General features: G+C 61.9%; 18 protein-coding genes. 9 read left to right on the top strand and 9 right to left on the bottom strand.

The features are described from left to right. The first annotated feature begins 145 nt into the window (after positions 1-145). A complete protein-coding gene (locus JG739_RS06110; protein ID WP_202365690.1) occupies positions 146-1,075 on the top strand; it encodes a diacylglycerol/lipid kinase family protein in 930 nt (309 codons plus the stop codon). Between the two features lie 29 nt (positions 1,076-1,104). Here the strand turns inward: JG739_RS06110 and JG739_RS06105 are convergent, their stop codons facing one another. After that, entirely contained in the window at positions 1,105-1,305 is a 201-nt protein-coding gene (locus tag JG739_RS06105) for a hypothetical protein (protein ID WP_202365689.1), read from the bottom strand. A 214-nt stretch (positions 1,306-1,519) separates the two neighbouring features. On the opposite strand from JG739_RS06105, the gene JG739_RS06100 reads away from it, so the two are divergent. Next, positions 1,520-3,037, top strand: coding sequence for a sensor histidine kinase (locus JG739_RS06100; RefSeq protein ID WP_244749718.1), 1,518 nt, complete (start codon positions 1,520-1,522; stop codon positions 3,035-3,037). Between the two features lie 95 nt (positions 3,038-3,132). Here the strand turns inward: JG739_RS06100 and JG739_RS06095 are convergent, their stop codons facing one another. Continuing rightward, a complete protein-coding gene (locus JG739_RS06095; RefSeq protein WP_202365687.1) occupies positions 3,133-3,597 on the bottom strand; it encodes a hypothetical protein in 465 nt (154 codons plus the stop codon). Between the two features lie 11 nt (positions 3,598-3,608). Further along, on the bottom strand, positions 3,609-3,935 hold the full coding sequence (locus tag JG739_RS06090; RefSeq protein ID WP_202365686.1) for a DUF883 family protein: 327 nt from the start codon (positions 3,933-3,935) through the stop codon (positions 3,609-3,611). 432 nt (positions 3,936-4,367) lie between these two features. Here JG739_RS06090 and JG739_RS06085 point away from each other — a divergent pair, with 432 nt between their 5' ends. Beyond that, complete coding sequence (locus JG739_RS06085; RefSeq protein ID WP_370463407.1) at positions 4,368-4,688, top strand: response regulator; 321 nt, start codon at positions 4,368-4,370, stop codon at positions 4,686-4,688. Between the two features lie 27 nt (positions 4,689-4,715). Here the strand turns inward: JG739_RS06085 and JG739_RS06080 are convergent, their stop codons facing one another. Both JG739_RS06080 and JG739_RS06075 read right to left on the bottom strand, forming a co-directional pair. Then, on the bottom strand, positions 4,716-5,267 hold the full coding sequence (locus JG739_RS06080) for an RNA polymerase sigma factor (RefSeq protein WP_023797110.1): 552 nt from the start codon (positions 5,265-5,267) through the stop codon (positions 4,716-4,718). A 3-nt stretch (positions 5,268-5,270) separates the two neighbouring features. Next, complete coding sequence (locus JG739_RS06075) at positions 5,271-5,468, bottom strand: NepR family anti-sigma factor (RefSeq protein WP_202365684.1); 198 nt, start codon at positions 5,466-5,468, stop codon at positions 5,271-5,273. A gap of 234 nt (positions 5,469-5,702) precedes the next feature. Between JG739_RS06075 and JG739_RS06070 the strand changes: the two genes are divergently transcribed. From JG739_RS06070 to JG739_RS06045, 6 genes are all read left to right on the top strand, one after another. Next, on the top strand, positions 5,703-6,497 hold the full coding sequence (locus JG739_RS06070) for a response regulator (RefSeq protein WP_202365683.1): 795 nt from the start codon (positions 5,703-5,705) through the stop codon (positions 6,495-6,497). Positions 6,498-6,723: 226 nt separating this feature from the next. Beyond that, a complete protein-coding gene (locus tag JG739_RS06065; protein WP_065007452.1) occupies positions 6,724-6,891 on the top strand; it encodes a DUF1328 domain-containing protein in 168 nt (55 codons plus the stop codon). A 151-nt stretch (positions 6,892-7,042) separates the two neighbouring features. Next, entirely contained in the window at positions 7,043-8,107 is a 1,065-nt protein-coding gene (locus tag JG739_RS06060; RefSeq protein ID WP_202365682.1) for a sensor histidine kinase, read from the top strand. A 189-nt stretch (positions 8,108-8,296) separates the two neighbouring features. Further along, positions 8,297-8,479 (top strand): hypothetical protein, encoded by a 183-nt coding sequence (locus JG739_RS06055; RefSeq protein ID WP_202365681.1) that lies wholly within the window; start codon positions 8,297-8,299, stop codon positions 8,477-8,479. 442 nt (positions 8,480-8,921) lie between these two features. Next, the gene (locus JG739_RS06050) at positions 8,922-9,248 is read left to right on the top strand and encodes a hypothetical protein (protein WP_202365680.1); all 327 of its coding nucleotides are present in this window, start codon (positions 8,922-8,924) and stop codon (positions 9,246-9,248) included. A gap of 80 nt (positions 9,249-9,328) precedes the next feature. After that, entirely contained in the window at positions 9,329-9,571 is a 243-nt protein-coding gene (locus JG739_RS06045) for a YMGG-like glycine zipper-containing protein (protein ID WP_202365679.1), read from the top strand. 93 nt (positions 9,572-9,664) lie between these two features. Here the strand turns inward: JG739_RS06045 and JG739_RS06040 are convergent, their stop codons facing one another. From JG739_RS06040 to xylF, 4 genes are all read right to left on the bottom strand, one after another. Then, positions 9,665-11,308 carry a CHASE domain-containing protein gene (locus JG739_RS06040; RefSeq protein WP_202367355.1) on the bottom strand — a complete coding sequence of 548 codons (1,644 nt, stop codon included), beginning with the start codon at positions 11,306-11,308 and terminating at the stop codon, positions 9,665-9,667. A gap of 113 nt (positions 11,309-11,421) precedes the next feature. Beyond that, entirely contained in the window at positions 11,422-12,216 is a 795-nt protein-coding gene (locus JG739_RS06035) for an ATP-binding cassette domain-containing protein (RefSeq protein WP_202365678.1), read from the bottom strand. A gap of 93 nt (positions 12,217-12,309) precedes the next feature. Then, positions 12,310-13,629 carry a sugar ABC transporter permease gene (locus JG739_RS06030; RefSeq protein ID WP_202365677.1) on the bottom strand — a complete coding sequence of 440 codons (1,320 nt, stop codon included), beginning with the start codon at positions 13,627-13,629 and terminating at the stop codon, positions 12,310-12,312. A gap of 138 nt (positions 13,630-13,767) precedes the next feature. Beyond that, complete coding sequence (xylF, locus tag JG739_RS06025; protein WP_202365676.1) at positions 13,768-14,808, bottom strand: D-xylose ABC transporter substrate-binding protein; 1,041 nt, start codon at positions 14,806-14,808, stop codon at positions 13,768-13,770. Between the last annotated feature and the right edge of the window lie 138 nt (positions 14,809-14,946).

Below are 14,946 nucleotides of genomic sequence, written 5' to 3'. Positions count from 1 at the left end.
AATCAGGCGTTTGGACGGGTAGATTGGCTCCTGTATTTTCATCAAAGCTGCGGAACTTTTTTTCACCCGCCCCGTTCAGCCTGTGGCTTGGTCTGTCCCGGCCGATGATTATCCAATGGTTGTCAAGAGAAATCGGAGCGGGGGAATGCGGTTTGCGGCGGTGCTGAACCAGGACGGCGGCACGCTGCGATCGATTGATCTCCCCGCCTTCACCGACCGGATGCGCCAGACATTGGAGGCAGCAGGTCACTGCATCGATATCGAAATCGTTGCCGGCAGGGACATCGTCGCAACGCTGGACCGCATCGCTTCCAGGCATAGTGTCGACATTGTGCTGGCCGGTGGCGGCGACGGCACCATTTCGGCCGCAGCGGCTCGGTTGATGGGCAGGAAGAAAGCACTTGCCATTCTACCGGCCGGCACGATGAACCTGTTTGCACGCGGGCTCGGCATCCCACTGACCCTTGACGCAGCCATAAAGTCCTTTGCCGACGGCGAGGTGATCGCAGTCGATTTGGCAACCGCCAACGGCCAGCCATTCGTGCATCAGTTCTCGATCGGCATGCATGCCAAAATGGTTCAGCTTCGCCAGACTATGGAATTCGGCTCGCGGTTGGGAAAGATGCGGGCTTCGGTAAAGGCTGCCTGGGCGGCGATCAACAACCCATCGGCAATGAAGGTGACGCTGGTCATCGGCGAAGCCGAGGAAGCCGAGATCGTAACGCGCACCACCGGCATCGGCATCACCAACAATCTGTTCGGTGAGGGTCATCTGCCCTATGCCGACAATCCCGCCGGCGGCGTGCTCGGCATTTATGTCACGGTGGCGCGGCGGCGTGGCGAACTGGTCAGGTTCCTCTTCGACGTGGCGCGCGGCAAATGGCGCGCCAGTGAGCACGTCGAAATCCACCAGGCCGACCGGGTCGTTTTGAAAGTCCACTCGGCCGCCCGGAAACTTCGCGCCGTCATCGATGGCGAGTTGGTCAGGCTTGACCGCGAAACCACGATCGAAATCCATCCTGGCGCGCTGAATGTTCTCGTTCCGGCGCGCGCTGTCCAGGCAAAGGCTGCGTGATGCATCCCGGCATAGTCGATCGGAAGCCTTCAGCCCTTGGGAATCTCGCCCTGTTCCTTCCTGGGGAGTTCGCCCTGTTCGGTTGTCGGCGTCCGGTCTATCATGTTGCCGTAGATCTCCGCGATGCCCCAGGCGATAAACGCCAAAAGCAGCGCGGCGATCAAGATACGAAAAGTGTGCCACCCCCAGCGTCCCTGGCGGGCTTTGTCTTCAGGAACGATCTTGGGCATGATCGGCCTCCATTCGTTTGGCGCTGGCATGTCGTTTGGCGCTGGCATTTCTTTTGGCGCTGGTATGTCGTTTGGCGCCGGTGGGCGCGGCTGGCAAAATGTGGTTGGGTAACGGTTCCTCAAGGCGAAGGTTCCGGTTTCAGAGCCACGCAACTGGGCCCAGCGCGAATGGCTGCAAGCCGATGCATTTGGGGGCCTTGTGCATAGCAGCGTAGTGAAGACGCCGAATCTGCCGGTCGATGTCCTTAGCGTGGTAACGGCGCAGGACCGGCTTGCCGTACTCCATGGTCTCGATGCAATCGACACGGCGGCCGATCCTGACTTCGACAATATCGTTGGGCTCGCCGCCGCGGTGATGCAAACGCCTGTCGCGCTGGTGACACTGCTCGATATCGAGCGGCAGTGGTTCAAGTCCTGTGTCGGCCTCGACGAGACCGAGGCCTCGACCGATACATCTTTCTGCGCCCACACCATTGCCGCCGGCGACCAGCCGATGGTGGTGACCGATGCGACCATGGATTCACGTTTCAACGCCAGCCCGCTGATCACTGGCGAGCATCATTTCCGTTTCTATGCTGGTGCGGCGATTGTGGTGGCCGGCGCCCGGATCGGCACGCTCTGCGTGCTCGACCGCAAGCCGCGCGCGTCGCCGTCTGCCGCCCAGCTCGAGCAATTGACGGCGCTCGCCGGCCTCGCCGCCAGCCTGTTCGCATTGAAGGACGCCAGCCGCAACGGCGCCAGCATCGCTGCGGCGCTGGCGCGCGAGGAAAAGCGGCGCGGCATCGCGCTCGATGCCGCCTCACTCGCAAGCTGGGCATGGGATATCCACACCGATATGATCGAATGCGATGCCCGGTTATCCGAGCTGTTCGACCTGCCGCGCTCGACCCGGCTGAGGGCGCGCGATATTCTTGCCGCCATCGACCCGCGTGATGTCTACCAGACCGAGACACGCTTTCGTGACGCGCTGAGCGGCGGCGACGACTATTTTGGCGAATACCGCGTCAAGGACTTCACGCCGCCGCGCTGGCTCGCGACACGCGGCCGGGTCATCGAACGCGACGGCGACGGCAAGCCGACGCTGATCTTCGGCGTCAACTACGACATCACCGAACGCAAGCTCGGCGACGAGCGGCAACGGCTGTTGCTGCGCGAGCTGAACCATCGCGTCAAGAACACGCTGGCGACCGTGCAGGCGCTGGCGACGCAGACAGTCCGCCATGCCCGCCAGCCGAGCGATTTCCTCGAAGCCTTCAGCGCCAGGCTTCAGGCGCTGGGCGCCGCCCACAGCCTGCTCTCCGACCGCGAGTGGCGCGGCATCGGCATCCGCGAACTCGTGCAGATCGAGGTCAAGCCGTTCGACACCGCCGAACAGCCGCGCATGACGATCTCAGGCGCCGATCTGCTGCTTTCGCCCGACCAGGCAGTCGGGCTTGGCCTGATCCTGCATGAACTGGCCAGCAACGCGCTGCAACACGGATCGCTGTCGGCGGCTTCAGGCAAGGTCGATCTCGACTGGCAGGCACAGGGGCGCAAAGGCGCTCGGCGCCTGGTGCTGACCTGGCGCGAAAGCGGCGGACCTGAAGTTGCCTCGCCCGAACGCCACGGCTTCGGCTCGATCCTGATCCGCCGCAGCCTGGCCAAGGTCATCTCCAGTGAAGTGACCCACGAATTCCGACCGGGAGGCGTGTTCGCCGAAATATCGATGCCGCTGGAGGATCTGCCGAAGTAACGGCTCGACCATGGATCCCGAACCGAAGGTCCGCATCAGGGGAAAGTGGAACCCGGTTTTTCGGATCATTGCCACAAGAGAAGAACCGCTTCGAGCTATTTCGCTTCGCCGGCATCCGGATCGTCGGCATCGGGCTTTGTGTTCTCGCGGTAGATGGCGTAGGCGGCGACCGCAATCGCCGGCGCGAGTATGGTGCCGAGGCCGCCTTTTCCCTTGAGTAGCGCCGGCAGCACGGCGAGCGCGGCCGTGATGCCGACCGCCTTCATGTCGGCTTTGCGCCTCCGCGCCCGGCGTCGGGCGCGCGCACCGACCGACAGCTGATGGATGAGCAGGAGAAGCCCTGCGATCAGCAGGAAGCCGACCCCGAAACCAAGGCATGCTGCCATCGGCCCGTAGCGAGCCGCCACCCAGACATAGGCCGCTCCGACGAGGAAACCGAGGCCGCACAGCGCTGCAAGTGCTGCGAGCGCATAAACGATTGCAGCCGTGCGCGCGCGGCGCACGGCTGCAACGGCTTCACCCGAGGCGAGGCCCGAGATCAACGATGCCAGCATTCCCATCTGGGCTGAGACTAGCGGCGCGCGAGAAGCGCAAACAGAAAGCCCACGCCTGCCGCGATTGCCAGCGACGTCACCGGCTTTTCGCGCACGCTCGCCACCACTTGCGCTTCGATATCCTTGGCGTTGCTGCGCATATTTTCAAAGGCTGCCTCGCCTTGGGCGCGCAATTGCTCGACTCCTTCCGCAGCAACGCGACGAGCAGCCCCGTAACCATGTTGGCCGGTCTCGGCCAGCTGTTCGGTGAGTTTCTGAATGTCGACTTTCAGCTGCCTGATGTCGTCTTCAAGCTCCGAAGTCGGCCGGCTTTCGTTCGGGGACTTTCCTGCGGCAGTCGCCATTGCTTGACTCCTTGCGTTTGCTCGGGTCGAAACGTTCGACCCACCCCAAGGTTCCGAAATCGGAACAAGGCCCATGAGAGGATGTTTGCGCGTGTGAGTCCAGCCCGACCCGGACATTCCGGGACCCGCGTTCAGATCAGCGGCCGGAGATCCTCGCTCAAACCTCCCCGCGGTTGGACTTTCGGATCGCCTCTTATTGGACTTTCGGATCGCCTCTTAGAAGAATCGAGAGTCCGATTGTCCGCGACGGGCAAGTCTTTTTTAGATGACAGGCTGCCAAATAACTTTAGGTGACAGGAAGCCAAATAGAGATCATGACTCCTCTATCCCTTGCGCTCCCTGTTCCCTGGCACCCCACGGAGACATCGCCACGTGCCCCCATTGCTGGACGGATTGCGGATTCTTGTTCTGGAGGATGAATTCCTGATCGCCATGGATGTCGAGCAGCTTTGCCGCGACTATGGGGCCGGCGATGTAGTCGTCGCCCGCGATCTGGCTGAGATCGATCGGCAGGGCATTGCCTCGCGATTCGACGCGGCCATCGTCGACCTCATGCTGGGCGGCACTTCGACACTCGATTTCGCTTCGCGGCTGCGCGAATCGGGCGTGCCTTTCGTCTTCGCCTCGGGCTATTCCGACATGGACGAAATCAAGGTGTCCTTTCCGGATGTCAGATTGGTCACCAAGCCCTATTCGGGAGACGATCTCGTGGAGGCAGTGGCGTCGGCATGCGGGCGCGGACCTCTTGTTTGATGGTCCGACATTACCGGTGATCCGTATTCAGGCGGCGTTCGACCCCGTCACCTGAGCCGAGATCGCATCCGGGCCAAACTCGTCATCGCCGGAAATCTTCAGGATTTCCTGCAGCCGCGTGCGGGCGCGGCTGACGCGGCTCTTGATCGTTCCGACCGCGCAGCCGCAAATTTCGGCGGCTTCCTCGTAGGAAAATCCCGACGCGCCGATGAGGATGATGGCTTCACGCTGGTCCTCGGGCAATTGCTCGAGCGCGCTCCGAAAGTCCTTGAGGTCGAGCTGGCCGTGCTGGGCCGGATGGACGGCCAGCCTGGCGGTCATGATGCCGTCGCTATCCTGCACCTCGCGGCCGCGCTTGCGCATCTGCGAATAGAATTCGTTGCGCAGGATGGTGAACAGCCATGCCTTGAGATTGGTGCCCGGCTCGAAGCTCTCATGCTTGTCCCACGCCTTCACCAGCGTTTCCTGCACCAGATCGTCGGCCTTGTCGGCGTTTTGCGTCAACGACACGGCAAAGGCTCGCAGGCTCGGAATCGAGGCGAGCAGATCCGTCTTGAAGCTCTGGGAGACGGCCGCCATGCCTCAGTCCTTTTTCCGTGCAGGTTGCGCCTGTTCCAACTGGCTGAGCAATTGGGCGAAGCGATCCGGCACGCTATCGGAGACCAGCTCGTCGTAGTATTGTTTGAGTTTGCGGCCGATTTCCGAGTTTGGCCCGAGCGGGTCGCCGGAAGCAGCCCGGCGCCTCTTCGTTGCAGCGCCAGCCGTGTTGTCTTTCCTCATGTTGTCATTTCGCCCTTCGTTCCCAGTACCCTGCCGCCCTTCAATACACGACGCAAAGCAGGCGGCCCCCTCGTCTGGTTGCCCGTCCCGATCTCAAACGCCGTCCGCTTACATTAGTTCCAAGCCCTCGGAACTTTTTCGGAAAGCCGGCGTTTATGTTTTCAGGGTTTATTCGGGGCTTGTCATCAGCTTGGTCTACAACCTGTGTAATTACGTCAGAGGGAGACGTCTACCATGAGCCTATCCGCAACCATCGCTCCACACTTGCCGTTCCTGCGCCGCTTTTCGCGGGCCGTCTCCGGATCGCAGGAGAGTGGCGACGCGCTGGTCGCCGCGATGCTCGAAGCCATCATCGCCGACGTCGACATCTTTCCGAACGCGTCGAACGACCGCATCGCGCTCTACAAGGTCTTTGCCAGGCTGTTCACCTCGGTCGCCATCCGCGTTCCGCAGGAACACCCGCAGTCGGCGTGGGAACAGCGCGCCGCCGCCAATCTGAACGCGATCTCACCCCGTCCCCGCCAAGCCTTCCTGCTGGTCGCCGTCGAAGGTTTCAGCGAAGACGAGGCGGCGGAGATCCTCGACGTCGACGATCAGGAGTTCTCCGAGCTTCTTGCCGAGGCCAGCAACGAGATTTCCCGCCAAGTGGCAACCGATGTGCTGATCATCGAGGACGAGCCGCTGATCGCCATGGACATCGAACAGATGGTCGAGAGCCTGGGTCATCGCGTTGTCGGAACGGCGCGTACCCATGCCGAGGCAGTGGCGATGTTCGCCAAGACGCGGCCGAAGATGGTGCTGGCCGACATCCAGCTTGCCGACGGCAGCTCGGGCATCGAAGCGGTCAACGAGATCCTGTCGACCACCCCGGTGCCGGTGATCTTCATCACCGCTTTTCCCGAACGCCTCCTTACCGGCGACCGGCCGGAGCCAGCGTTCCTCGTCACCAAGCCGTTCAATCCGGAGATGGTCAAGGCCCTGATCAGCCAGGCGCTGTTCTTCGACCGGCATGCGAAAGCCGCTGCATAGGGCGGGGTAGCCTGGCCTTGAGCGCCCCTTTCCACAGTTCCACTGATCCGTTTTCCACAGATGAGTAACGCTGGCCGCTTGCGGCCGGCAACCGTCACTTGCAACTCACCTGCGCATGACGATCCAATTCGAGCCGGAAGCTTTCCGGGGATCGTCTTTTTCGGGAAATGCTGGAACAAACGGCAGCGAAAGACGTTTTTGGCATACTATTTGAAGGAGATGGACCATGCTTTACTGGGCCCTTGTATTCCTCGTCGTTGCGATCATTGCAGGCGCTCTTGGTTTCGGCGGCATCGCCGGCACCTCGGCTGGTATAGCGCAGATATTGTTTTTCATCTTTCTCGCTTTCCTGATCATTTCGCTTGTCGCGGGCTTGTTCAAACGCGCGTCGTGAACTGCGATTGAACACTGGGAGCCGCACCCCTCAAGCGGTTTCCAGCCACCGCCGGGCGGTGTCCTTAGCAGGACGTCGCTCGGCGGACTTCTTTTTGGGAACCCATTTTTCCGTCAACCGTTCAGCACGGATGGGGCTGGTGAAGTGTCCTATGCAATCCAGAACCGGAGACATGAAAGACAGCGGCCGGAGCGATGAGATCATCGCTTTGCAATCCGCTGAGAGTGGAATGCAGCTTGGCCGGGCCCTTCTCCATGCGCTGCACAATGCCGGTATTTCGGTTGTCTATCAGGATCGCGAGATGAAAACCGTCTGGGCCCGCAACATGCGCCCGCCCTGGGTCTCCGACAGGGGGGTTTCCGACACGGGGGTTTCCGACATGGGCGACGGCAACGGCAACCTGCCGCTTGCGCAGGCGGAGCGCATCGGCGCGGCCAAACGCAACGTCGTCGCATCCGGCAATCCCGAACATCTTGAGCTCAGCATTCCCGCCGACGACGGCGTCCGCTGGTTCCAAATATGGGTAGACGCGGCTCATGACGAGGGCGGCGCCGTGCAGGGCGTCGTCACCACCATGGTCGAAACGACCGAGCAGAAGCGTCGCGAGCAAACCCTCAAGACGCTGCTGCGCGAGGTCAGCCACCGTTCGAAGAACCTTTTGGCCATCATCCAGAGCATCGCCACCCAGACCAGCCGTTATTCGGACACGCTCAGTGATTTCCTGACACGCTTTCGCGGCCGGCTGCAGTCGCTTGCCTCATCCCAGGACCTGGTGACCTCGTCCAACTGGCGGGGAGCGGCACTGCGCGAACTGGTGTCCAGCCAGGTCGGCCGCTATGGCGCCGAGCCTGTGCGCAGCCTGCGTTTTCGCGGTGCAAACCCATACCTCAACCCCAATGCCGCCCTGCATATCGGCTTGGCCATGCACGAGCTTGCCGTCAATTCGGTCAGTTACGGCGCCCTGTCGCGAGCCGACGGATTCGTCGAAGTGAGGGCCGACCTGACGGCCGCTTCCGCTGGCGAGACCGCACTGTCGCTGACATGGGCCGAGGCCATCGTAGCCGATGACAATCAGCCCAGCGAGAAGCGCTTTGGCAGCGTCGCGCTCGAGCGCGTAGTGCCTGCGTCGTTGAACGGTACGGCGAAACTTGAAATCACCGGGGATCGTCTCGAATATCATCTCGTCGTTCCTCGCGGCAATTTCGAGACGGATTGAGCGGATAGCAGCCGAGCCCATGAGGGCTGGTGCAAAGAGGGTGGGGGCCAAAGTCTGGAGCCAAGAGCTGGGATTGATACTGGCCGCGCCGGCTTAACCATTCGTTCACCATAAGGTTCGATGCTGTTTTTCTCAGGCACCACTCCGCATGACGTTTTCGATCGCAGTTTGCTGCGCAGTACGGGAGAAATGGCTTTGACGGTTGCCGACATCAACAGGCTGGAACAGGCCGCACGCATTTCGATGAGCGGGTTTCAGGATCTCGAAGCATCCGCAATGCGGTCGCCGCGTGCTTCCCTGCCTCTCCCCGGCCTCGCCGCAATCGGGCTGGCTGCAGTGGCCGTCCTGGCCGCCGCGTTCCAGTTGGTCTAGTTCCTCGATACAGTAGTTTTGACAGGTCGAGCCGATCGGCAGCGAACGTCCCGTCGGTGGCAAGTCTCAGTGGCAGATCGCAAACGTTGTAGATTGGCCGAAACACCCCTCCACTTCGTCATCCCAGGGTCTCCGCGACGTCGCTTCGTTCCTGCTCCGCCCAGGATGACGAAGGCATGGTGGCCTGCGGCTAATCGCAGACATTGGAGATTGTGCAGCTGGACCGTCGACAATCCCTTTCAGGCTCGGTCTAAGAACCAACCAAATCCTCTGTGCAGAGGAACTAGAGCATATTGCGCAAAAGCATGCCCTCGGGCTTGAACCGAGGGTGTACAGCGGTTTTGCGATCACAACATGCATAAATGTCCTCCGTGGTCGCGCCAGCCCGCATCGCAGGAACTTTGAGGGATGTGGCCCGTTCTATGGCGGGAGGACCGTCGCCATGGAACATATCGCTGCCGTGCTGCTGGTCATCGGCTGTTCGAACACGATGACCGAGTGCCGCGAACTGCCCGTATCGGTGAGCGTTTTCGAAACCGCTCAGGAGTGCACCGCCGCGCGTCCGTTTGTTTTGCACGATGTGCAGGGTCAGGCTCCGCGCATCATTGCCAAATGCCTTTCCGTCGATCCGGCACTCGAGGATGATTACGACCGGATCGTCTGGAACGTGCGCCCGGACGGCACGCTCGACGCTTCCGTAGAGATTTCCGACCTTGAGGTTGCCTCGAGCGGCGCGCGGCCGGAAAAAGACTCTCTTAGCCAACAATGAAATCGAGCAGGCAAAACGCTTTTTCGCATGATAAATGACGAGTGGAGCTACAAGTGAGGACAAAGGCGAGGAGTGGTCCTATGCGGAAGATGATTATTGCCATGGTTGCCGCGATAGCGGTCAGCGGTTGCAGCACCACCGAACGGGATGTCGGCGTCGGCGCCGGTGTCGGCGCTCTGGCCGGCGGCCTGATTGACGGCGGCAAGGGCGCGCTGGTGGGCGCAGCCATCGGTGCCGGTACCGGCCTGCTGGTGCGCAACCTGCGCAATGGCTATTGCCAGTACCGCGACAACCGTGGTCGTCTGTTTACGGCGCGCTGCTGATCCGTTCAACGCAAGAGGCAATCGAAGCGGAGACCGGACGAGCCGGTCTCTGTTTACTTGCGCCTTCGAAAACCGTCGGTTTGCGGCAGCGTTTCAGCCCGACAGTGGAATCCTGATTTCCACGCTCAACCTGCCATCGTGAAAATCGCGATTGATCGTACCGCGCAATTCGCGCGTCACGTTCAAATCGATCAGCTTGGTGCCAAAACCGGTTTTGACAGGTGGTTCGAGTTTCTTCTCGCCGGCTTCGCGCCAGTTGAGAACCAGCGTCCGGTCGCTCTCGCGGTCTTCGACCGACCAATCGACCTTGAGCGACCAGTCACTGTTTCCAGTGTTGGCCGAATTGCCGGTTTCGCCATATTTCAGCGCGTTCGTCGCCAGTTCGTGAAAGGTCAGGCCGAGCGCTTGCGTCGTCGTCTCGTCGAGCAACACCTCTGGCCCCGACAATATCCCGTCGGGGAGCTCCTTGCCGAACACCTGGCCAAGCTCGATGCGCAAGAGATCGCCGAGATCGGCCTTCTGCCAGCGCGAGCGCGTCAGCATGTCCTGGGAAGCCGCCATCGCCTGCAGCCGCGCCGAAAAAGAAGACGAGAACTCTTGCACGTCGGTGGCGTGCGACGCCGTCTGGCGCGCGATCGCCAGCACCCGCGTGATCGAGTTCTTGATGCGGTGCTTCATCTCCTGCAGCATCAGGTCTTTTTCGAGCAGGCTTTTTTCCGTCGTCTCATGAAGCAGCGAGACCGCCTCATAGGCCCGCTCCTGATAGCGTGCCACCAAAGCGATGGTTCCGGCGAGCAGCAGTCCGAACAGGCCGAGCATCACCGGAATGGCGCGCGAGGAAGGTTGCGAGAAGGCGCTTGTCGGCCTGAATAGGACGGTCCATGGACGCCCGGCGATGGTGAGTTCGCGAGAAACCAGCAACCTGTCGCCGAAGCTCGACGCCGGCGGCGTTTCCGACCGGAACAAAAGATGGTCGGCATCCACCTTGCCGTCATAGATTTCGATGTTGACCGGCAGCAGCGGCGTCCGGCTGAGCGCGGTCTGGAACAGGTCGCGGGCGCGGAACGACGCATAAAGAAAGCCTGTTGTCGAGGATCTGGACGCATCGATGCCGTCCGCCGCGGTTTCGATGTTGAGCCGCACGAAGACCAGGAAGCCGGTAAAGGTCTGCGCAGCTCCTGTTTCCTGGCCTAGCTGCACGCGCCCGCTGGCGTGCTGCTGGTTGTCGGCCATCGCCCTTTCGATCGCCTCGCGCCGCACCGGTTCGGTGAACATGTCGTAGCCGATGCCGGATTGATTGGAGGGGTCCAGCGGCTCGAACAGCGTGATGGGCGCACGCCATGGCAGCGTTGTCGTGGCCGGGTAGATCGCATCGCTGACGCCATAGTCGTGCAGGATGGCACTCTCGACCGCTGCCTCGTCGCCGGCTCTCACCAGCCGGAGAAAGCCGATGCCGCGCAGGCCGGCGAAATTGTCGTTGATACCAAGCGCATCGAAGAACGCCTTGAACTCGCTCCGCGAAATCTCACCATTGCGAGCCTCGAACAGCGCATGTGTCGATCGCAGCATCGACAGATGCAGGTCGATGCGGCTGTCGATCCGGTTGAGGGCGTCGTCCGCCGTGGCCTCGAATTTGATGCGCGCCGCTTCCTGGGTGGCGAAATAGGCGAATCCCGCCATTGTCAGGCTGATCAGCGCGACGGCGACGAAAGCGACGATCGGGAAGAACTTCTTCAAGATGCTGCTGCGACCCATGGTTCCCCATCTTATGGGCAAGTCCCCGTGGCAACACAATGGCGCGGCCAAACCATCATGACGACTGGCATATCACATGACAGGTATTTGACGCTTCAGGCGGCGATCTTCAGCGCGCCTGGTCCCGGAATGGCGCCGGGCGGACACTTGCCCAGGATGATCATGCCGAGCACCTCGTCCTGGGTCACGTCGCCGGTGCGCGCCGTTCCGACGACCCGACCATTCTTCATGACGCAAACGCGGTCGGCAAGCTCGAACACATCGTGGATGTCATGGCTGATCAGGAAGATGCCGATGCCGTCGGCCTTGAGCTGCATGACCAGTTCGCCGACCTGCGCCGTTTCCTGCGGTCCCAGTGCCGCCGTCGGCTCATCCATGATCAATATGCGGGCGTTGAACAGGATGGCGCGCGCGATCGCCACCGACTGCCGCTGGCCGCCCGAAAGCTTGACCACCGGATCCTTGAAGCGCTGGAAACGGGGATTGAGCCTGCCCATCACCTTGCGCGCCTCGGCCTCCATGGCGCCATCGTCGAGCGTGCCCCAGCCGGTCATCAGCTCGCGGCCGAGGAACAGGTTGGCAGCGGCGTCGACATTGTCGGCGAGCGCCAGCGTCTGGTAGATCGTCTCGATGCCGTATTTCTTGGCGTCGCGCGGATTGGCGATCGAAGCCTCCTCGCCATTGACGAAGATCTGGCCCGCATCGCGCTTGTAGGCGCCGGACAGGATCTTGATCAGCGTCGACTTTCCAGCGCCGTTGTGGCCGAGCAGCGCCACGACCTCGCCCGGGAAAAGGTCGATCGACGCATCGTCGACGGCGCGAATGCCGCCGAAGGCAATCGAGATGTTGCGCATTTCGATCAATGGCGTGGGAGCAGTTGTGTCAGCCATGATCGTTCCTCTCCATGGTTTTGCCGAGCATGACGTCGGACCGAAACGGATGTTCACTTTTCGCTGACGCGGACCTTCGGCTCGCGATCATGCTCAGACCCGCTTGCGGTAGACGGTGTCGAGCCAGACGGCGACGACCAGCACGGCGCCGACGACGACGCTCTGAAGCGGCGAATCGATGCCGAGCAAAACCATGCCGGATTGCAGCGACTGCATCAGAAGCGCGCCCAGCATGGCGCCGAGCACCGTGCCGGAGCCGCCGGCCAGCGACGTGCCGCCGATAACGGCTGCGGCGATGACCAGGAGCTCGTCCAGCGTGCCCAGCGCATTGGTCGCCGCATTGAGGCGGGCCGAGGCAATCGCCGCGCTGATCGCGGCCAGAACGCCCATGATCATGAACACTTTCATGGTCACCCAGCGCGTGTTGATACCGGCGAGTTCCGCCGCTTCCGGATTGCCGCCAATGGCAAAGACGTAGCGGCCGAAACGGGTGCGCCGGGTGATGAAGGTCATGACGATGCCGACTGCGACCGCGATCAGCACCGGTATGGCGATGCCATGGGCGATGAACAGCCCGCCTTCGGGGATGGTGATGCCGTTCCGCTGGGCGTACTGGCGCACGATGCCGATCGGCCAGGGATAGGAATTGGCGATCCAGACGGCGCCGAGGATGGCGGCGCAGGCGACAACACCAAGCAGGCTCTCCGCCCAGACCGGGCGCAGCGGAAACTTGAAGCGCTTGCGCTGCGACCGGCCGTTGAGCAGCATCAAGGCGACGGCCACGCAGGCGAGAATGCCGACGATCCAGCTCGCGGTCGCCCCGATCGAGCCACGCGGCCCGCCACCCATCAGCTGGAAGGTGGCATCGAGCGGCGCGACGGTGCGCCCGCTCGTCATCAGCCACGCCATGCCGCGCCAGATCAGCAGGCCGCCCAGCGTAACGATGAAGGCCGGAACCTCGAGATAGGCGATGATGAAGCCCTGAAGCGCGCCGATCATCAGGCCGAGCGCCACGCCGGCAGCCAGTGCGATGACCCATATCCAGGGATTTCCAAGCTGGAATCCCATGACGCGGATGAGGAATTCTGCCTGCGCAACGCCCATCACCATGCCGATCACCCCTTCGACGGAGCCGACCGAAAGATCGATGTTGCGCATCACGATGACCAGCACCATGCCGGTCGCCATGATCGCGACCGAGGACGTCTGCACCGACAGGTTCCAGAGATTGCGCGGCGTGAGGAACAGGCCGCCCGACAGGATGTGGATTCCAACCCAGATGATCAGCAGCGCTCCGACCATGCCGAGCATGCGAATGTCGAGCTCGGTTGCCTTGAGGAAGCGGCCGAAGGGGCTGAGATCGGATTCCCGCGCCCGATCGGCAGCCGGCGTGTTGGAAGTCGTGTCGGTCATGATGTCCTCCCACCGTTGCCGTCTGCCGCGGATGCCGGAAGCAGCTAAGAAATTACCCGCGAGACGCGGAAAAACAACTTTTTTGAAAAACGCCGCGGCGTGAAGCCGCGGCGTTTCAGGTTTTTTGGCGAAGGCGGATCAGTTGCAGACCGGGACAGCGCCCGCTGCCACGCCGGCACAGACCTCTTCCTGCTTGATCCAGCCGGCGTCGATGACGACGTTGAGATTTTCCTTGGTGATGGCAATCGGCGTCAGGAACAGCGACTTGACGACATTGCCGCCCGGCGTGGTGAAGTCCTTGACGCCGGCAATGTCTGTCATCGGCTTGCCGTCTGCCAGCTGCGAAGCGATCTCGGCGGCGTTCTTGCCGAGCTCGCGCGCGTCTTTCCACACCGAGACGGTCTGCGTGCCGAGCGCGATGCGGTTCAGCGCGGCATGGTCGCCGTCCTGGCCCGAAACCGGGACGGATCCGGCCAGGCCTTGCGCCGTGAGCGCCGCGACGACGCCACCGGCGGTGCCGTCATTGGCGGCAACCACCGCATCGACCTTGTTGTCGTTGGCGGTCAGGAACTGTTCCATGTTTTTCTGGGCGTTGGCAGGAAGCCAGCCGTCCGTATAAGCCTCGCCGACATTCTTGATCTTGCCGCTGTCGATGGCATCCTTGAGCACTTCCATGGAGCCAGCGAACAGGAAATCGGCATTCGGGTCGGCGCCCGAGCCCTTGATGAAGACGTAATTGCCTTCCGGCGCCATCTTGAACACTTCGCGGGCCTGCATGCGGCCGACTTCCTGGTTGTCGAAGGTCAGATAGAAAACGTCCTTGTTCTCGATCAGCCGATCATAGCCGACGACCGGAATGCCTTCGTCCAGCGCCTTCTGCACCGCCGGACCGATGGCCGAGGCATCCTGCGCAAGGATGATCAGCGCGTTGGCGCCCTGCGAGATCAGGCTCTCGACATCGGTCAGCTGCTTGCCGGGATTGGACTGTGCGTCAGCCGAAATATATTTGTCGCCGGCGGCCTCGATCGCCGCCTTCATGGCGGCTTCGTCGGTCTTCCAACGCTCTTCCTGGAAGTTCGACCACGAAACGCCAATGACCTTGTCCTTGGCCTGCGCGGCCGACGCGAGCGTCAACGACATGGCGACTCCCGCCAGAATGGCGGCTGCGAATCTCTTCATGATAATCCTCCCTGCGCCGCGTGCGGCGCGACCAACTGGCCCGAAGGCCGGCACAAAGGCTCGTATTTTTTCGAGCCTCGAAAAAATACTGGTCCAACGCCGAAGCACTGTCAACACCGATTCTGATGGGTCTTGATG

It is taken from the genome of Mesorhizobium sp. L-2-11 (genome assembly GCF_016756595.1).
Classification (GTDB): Bacteria; Pseudomonadota; Alphaproteobacteria; order Rhizobiales; family Rhizobiaceae; genus Mesorhizobium.
This window is presented reverse-complemented; position numbering and strand designations above follow the sequence as displayed.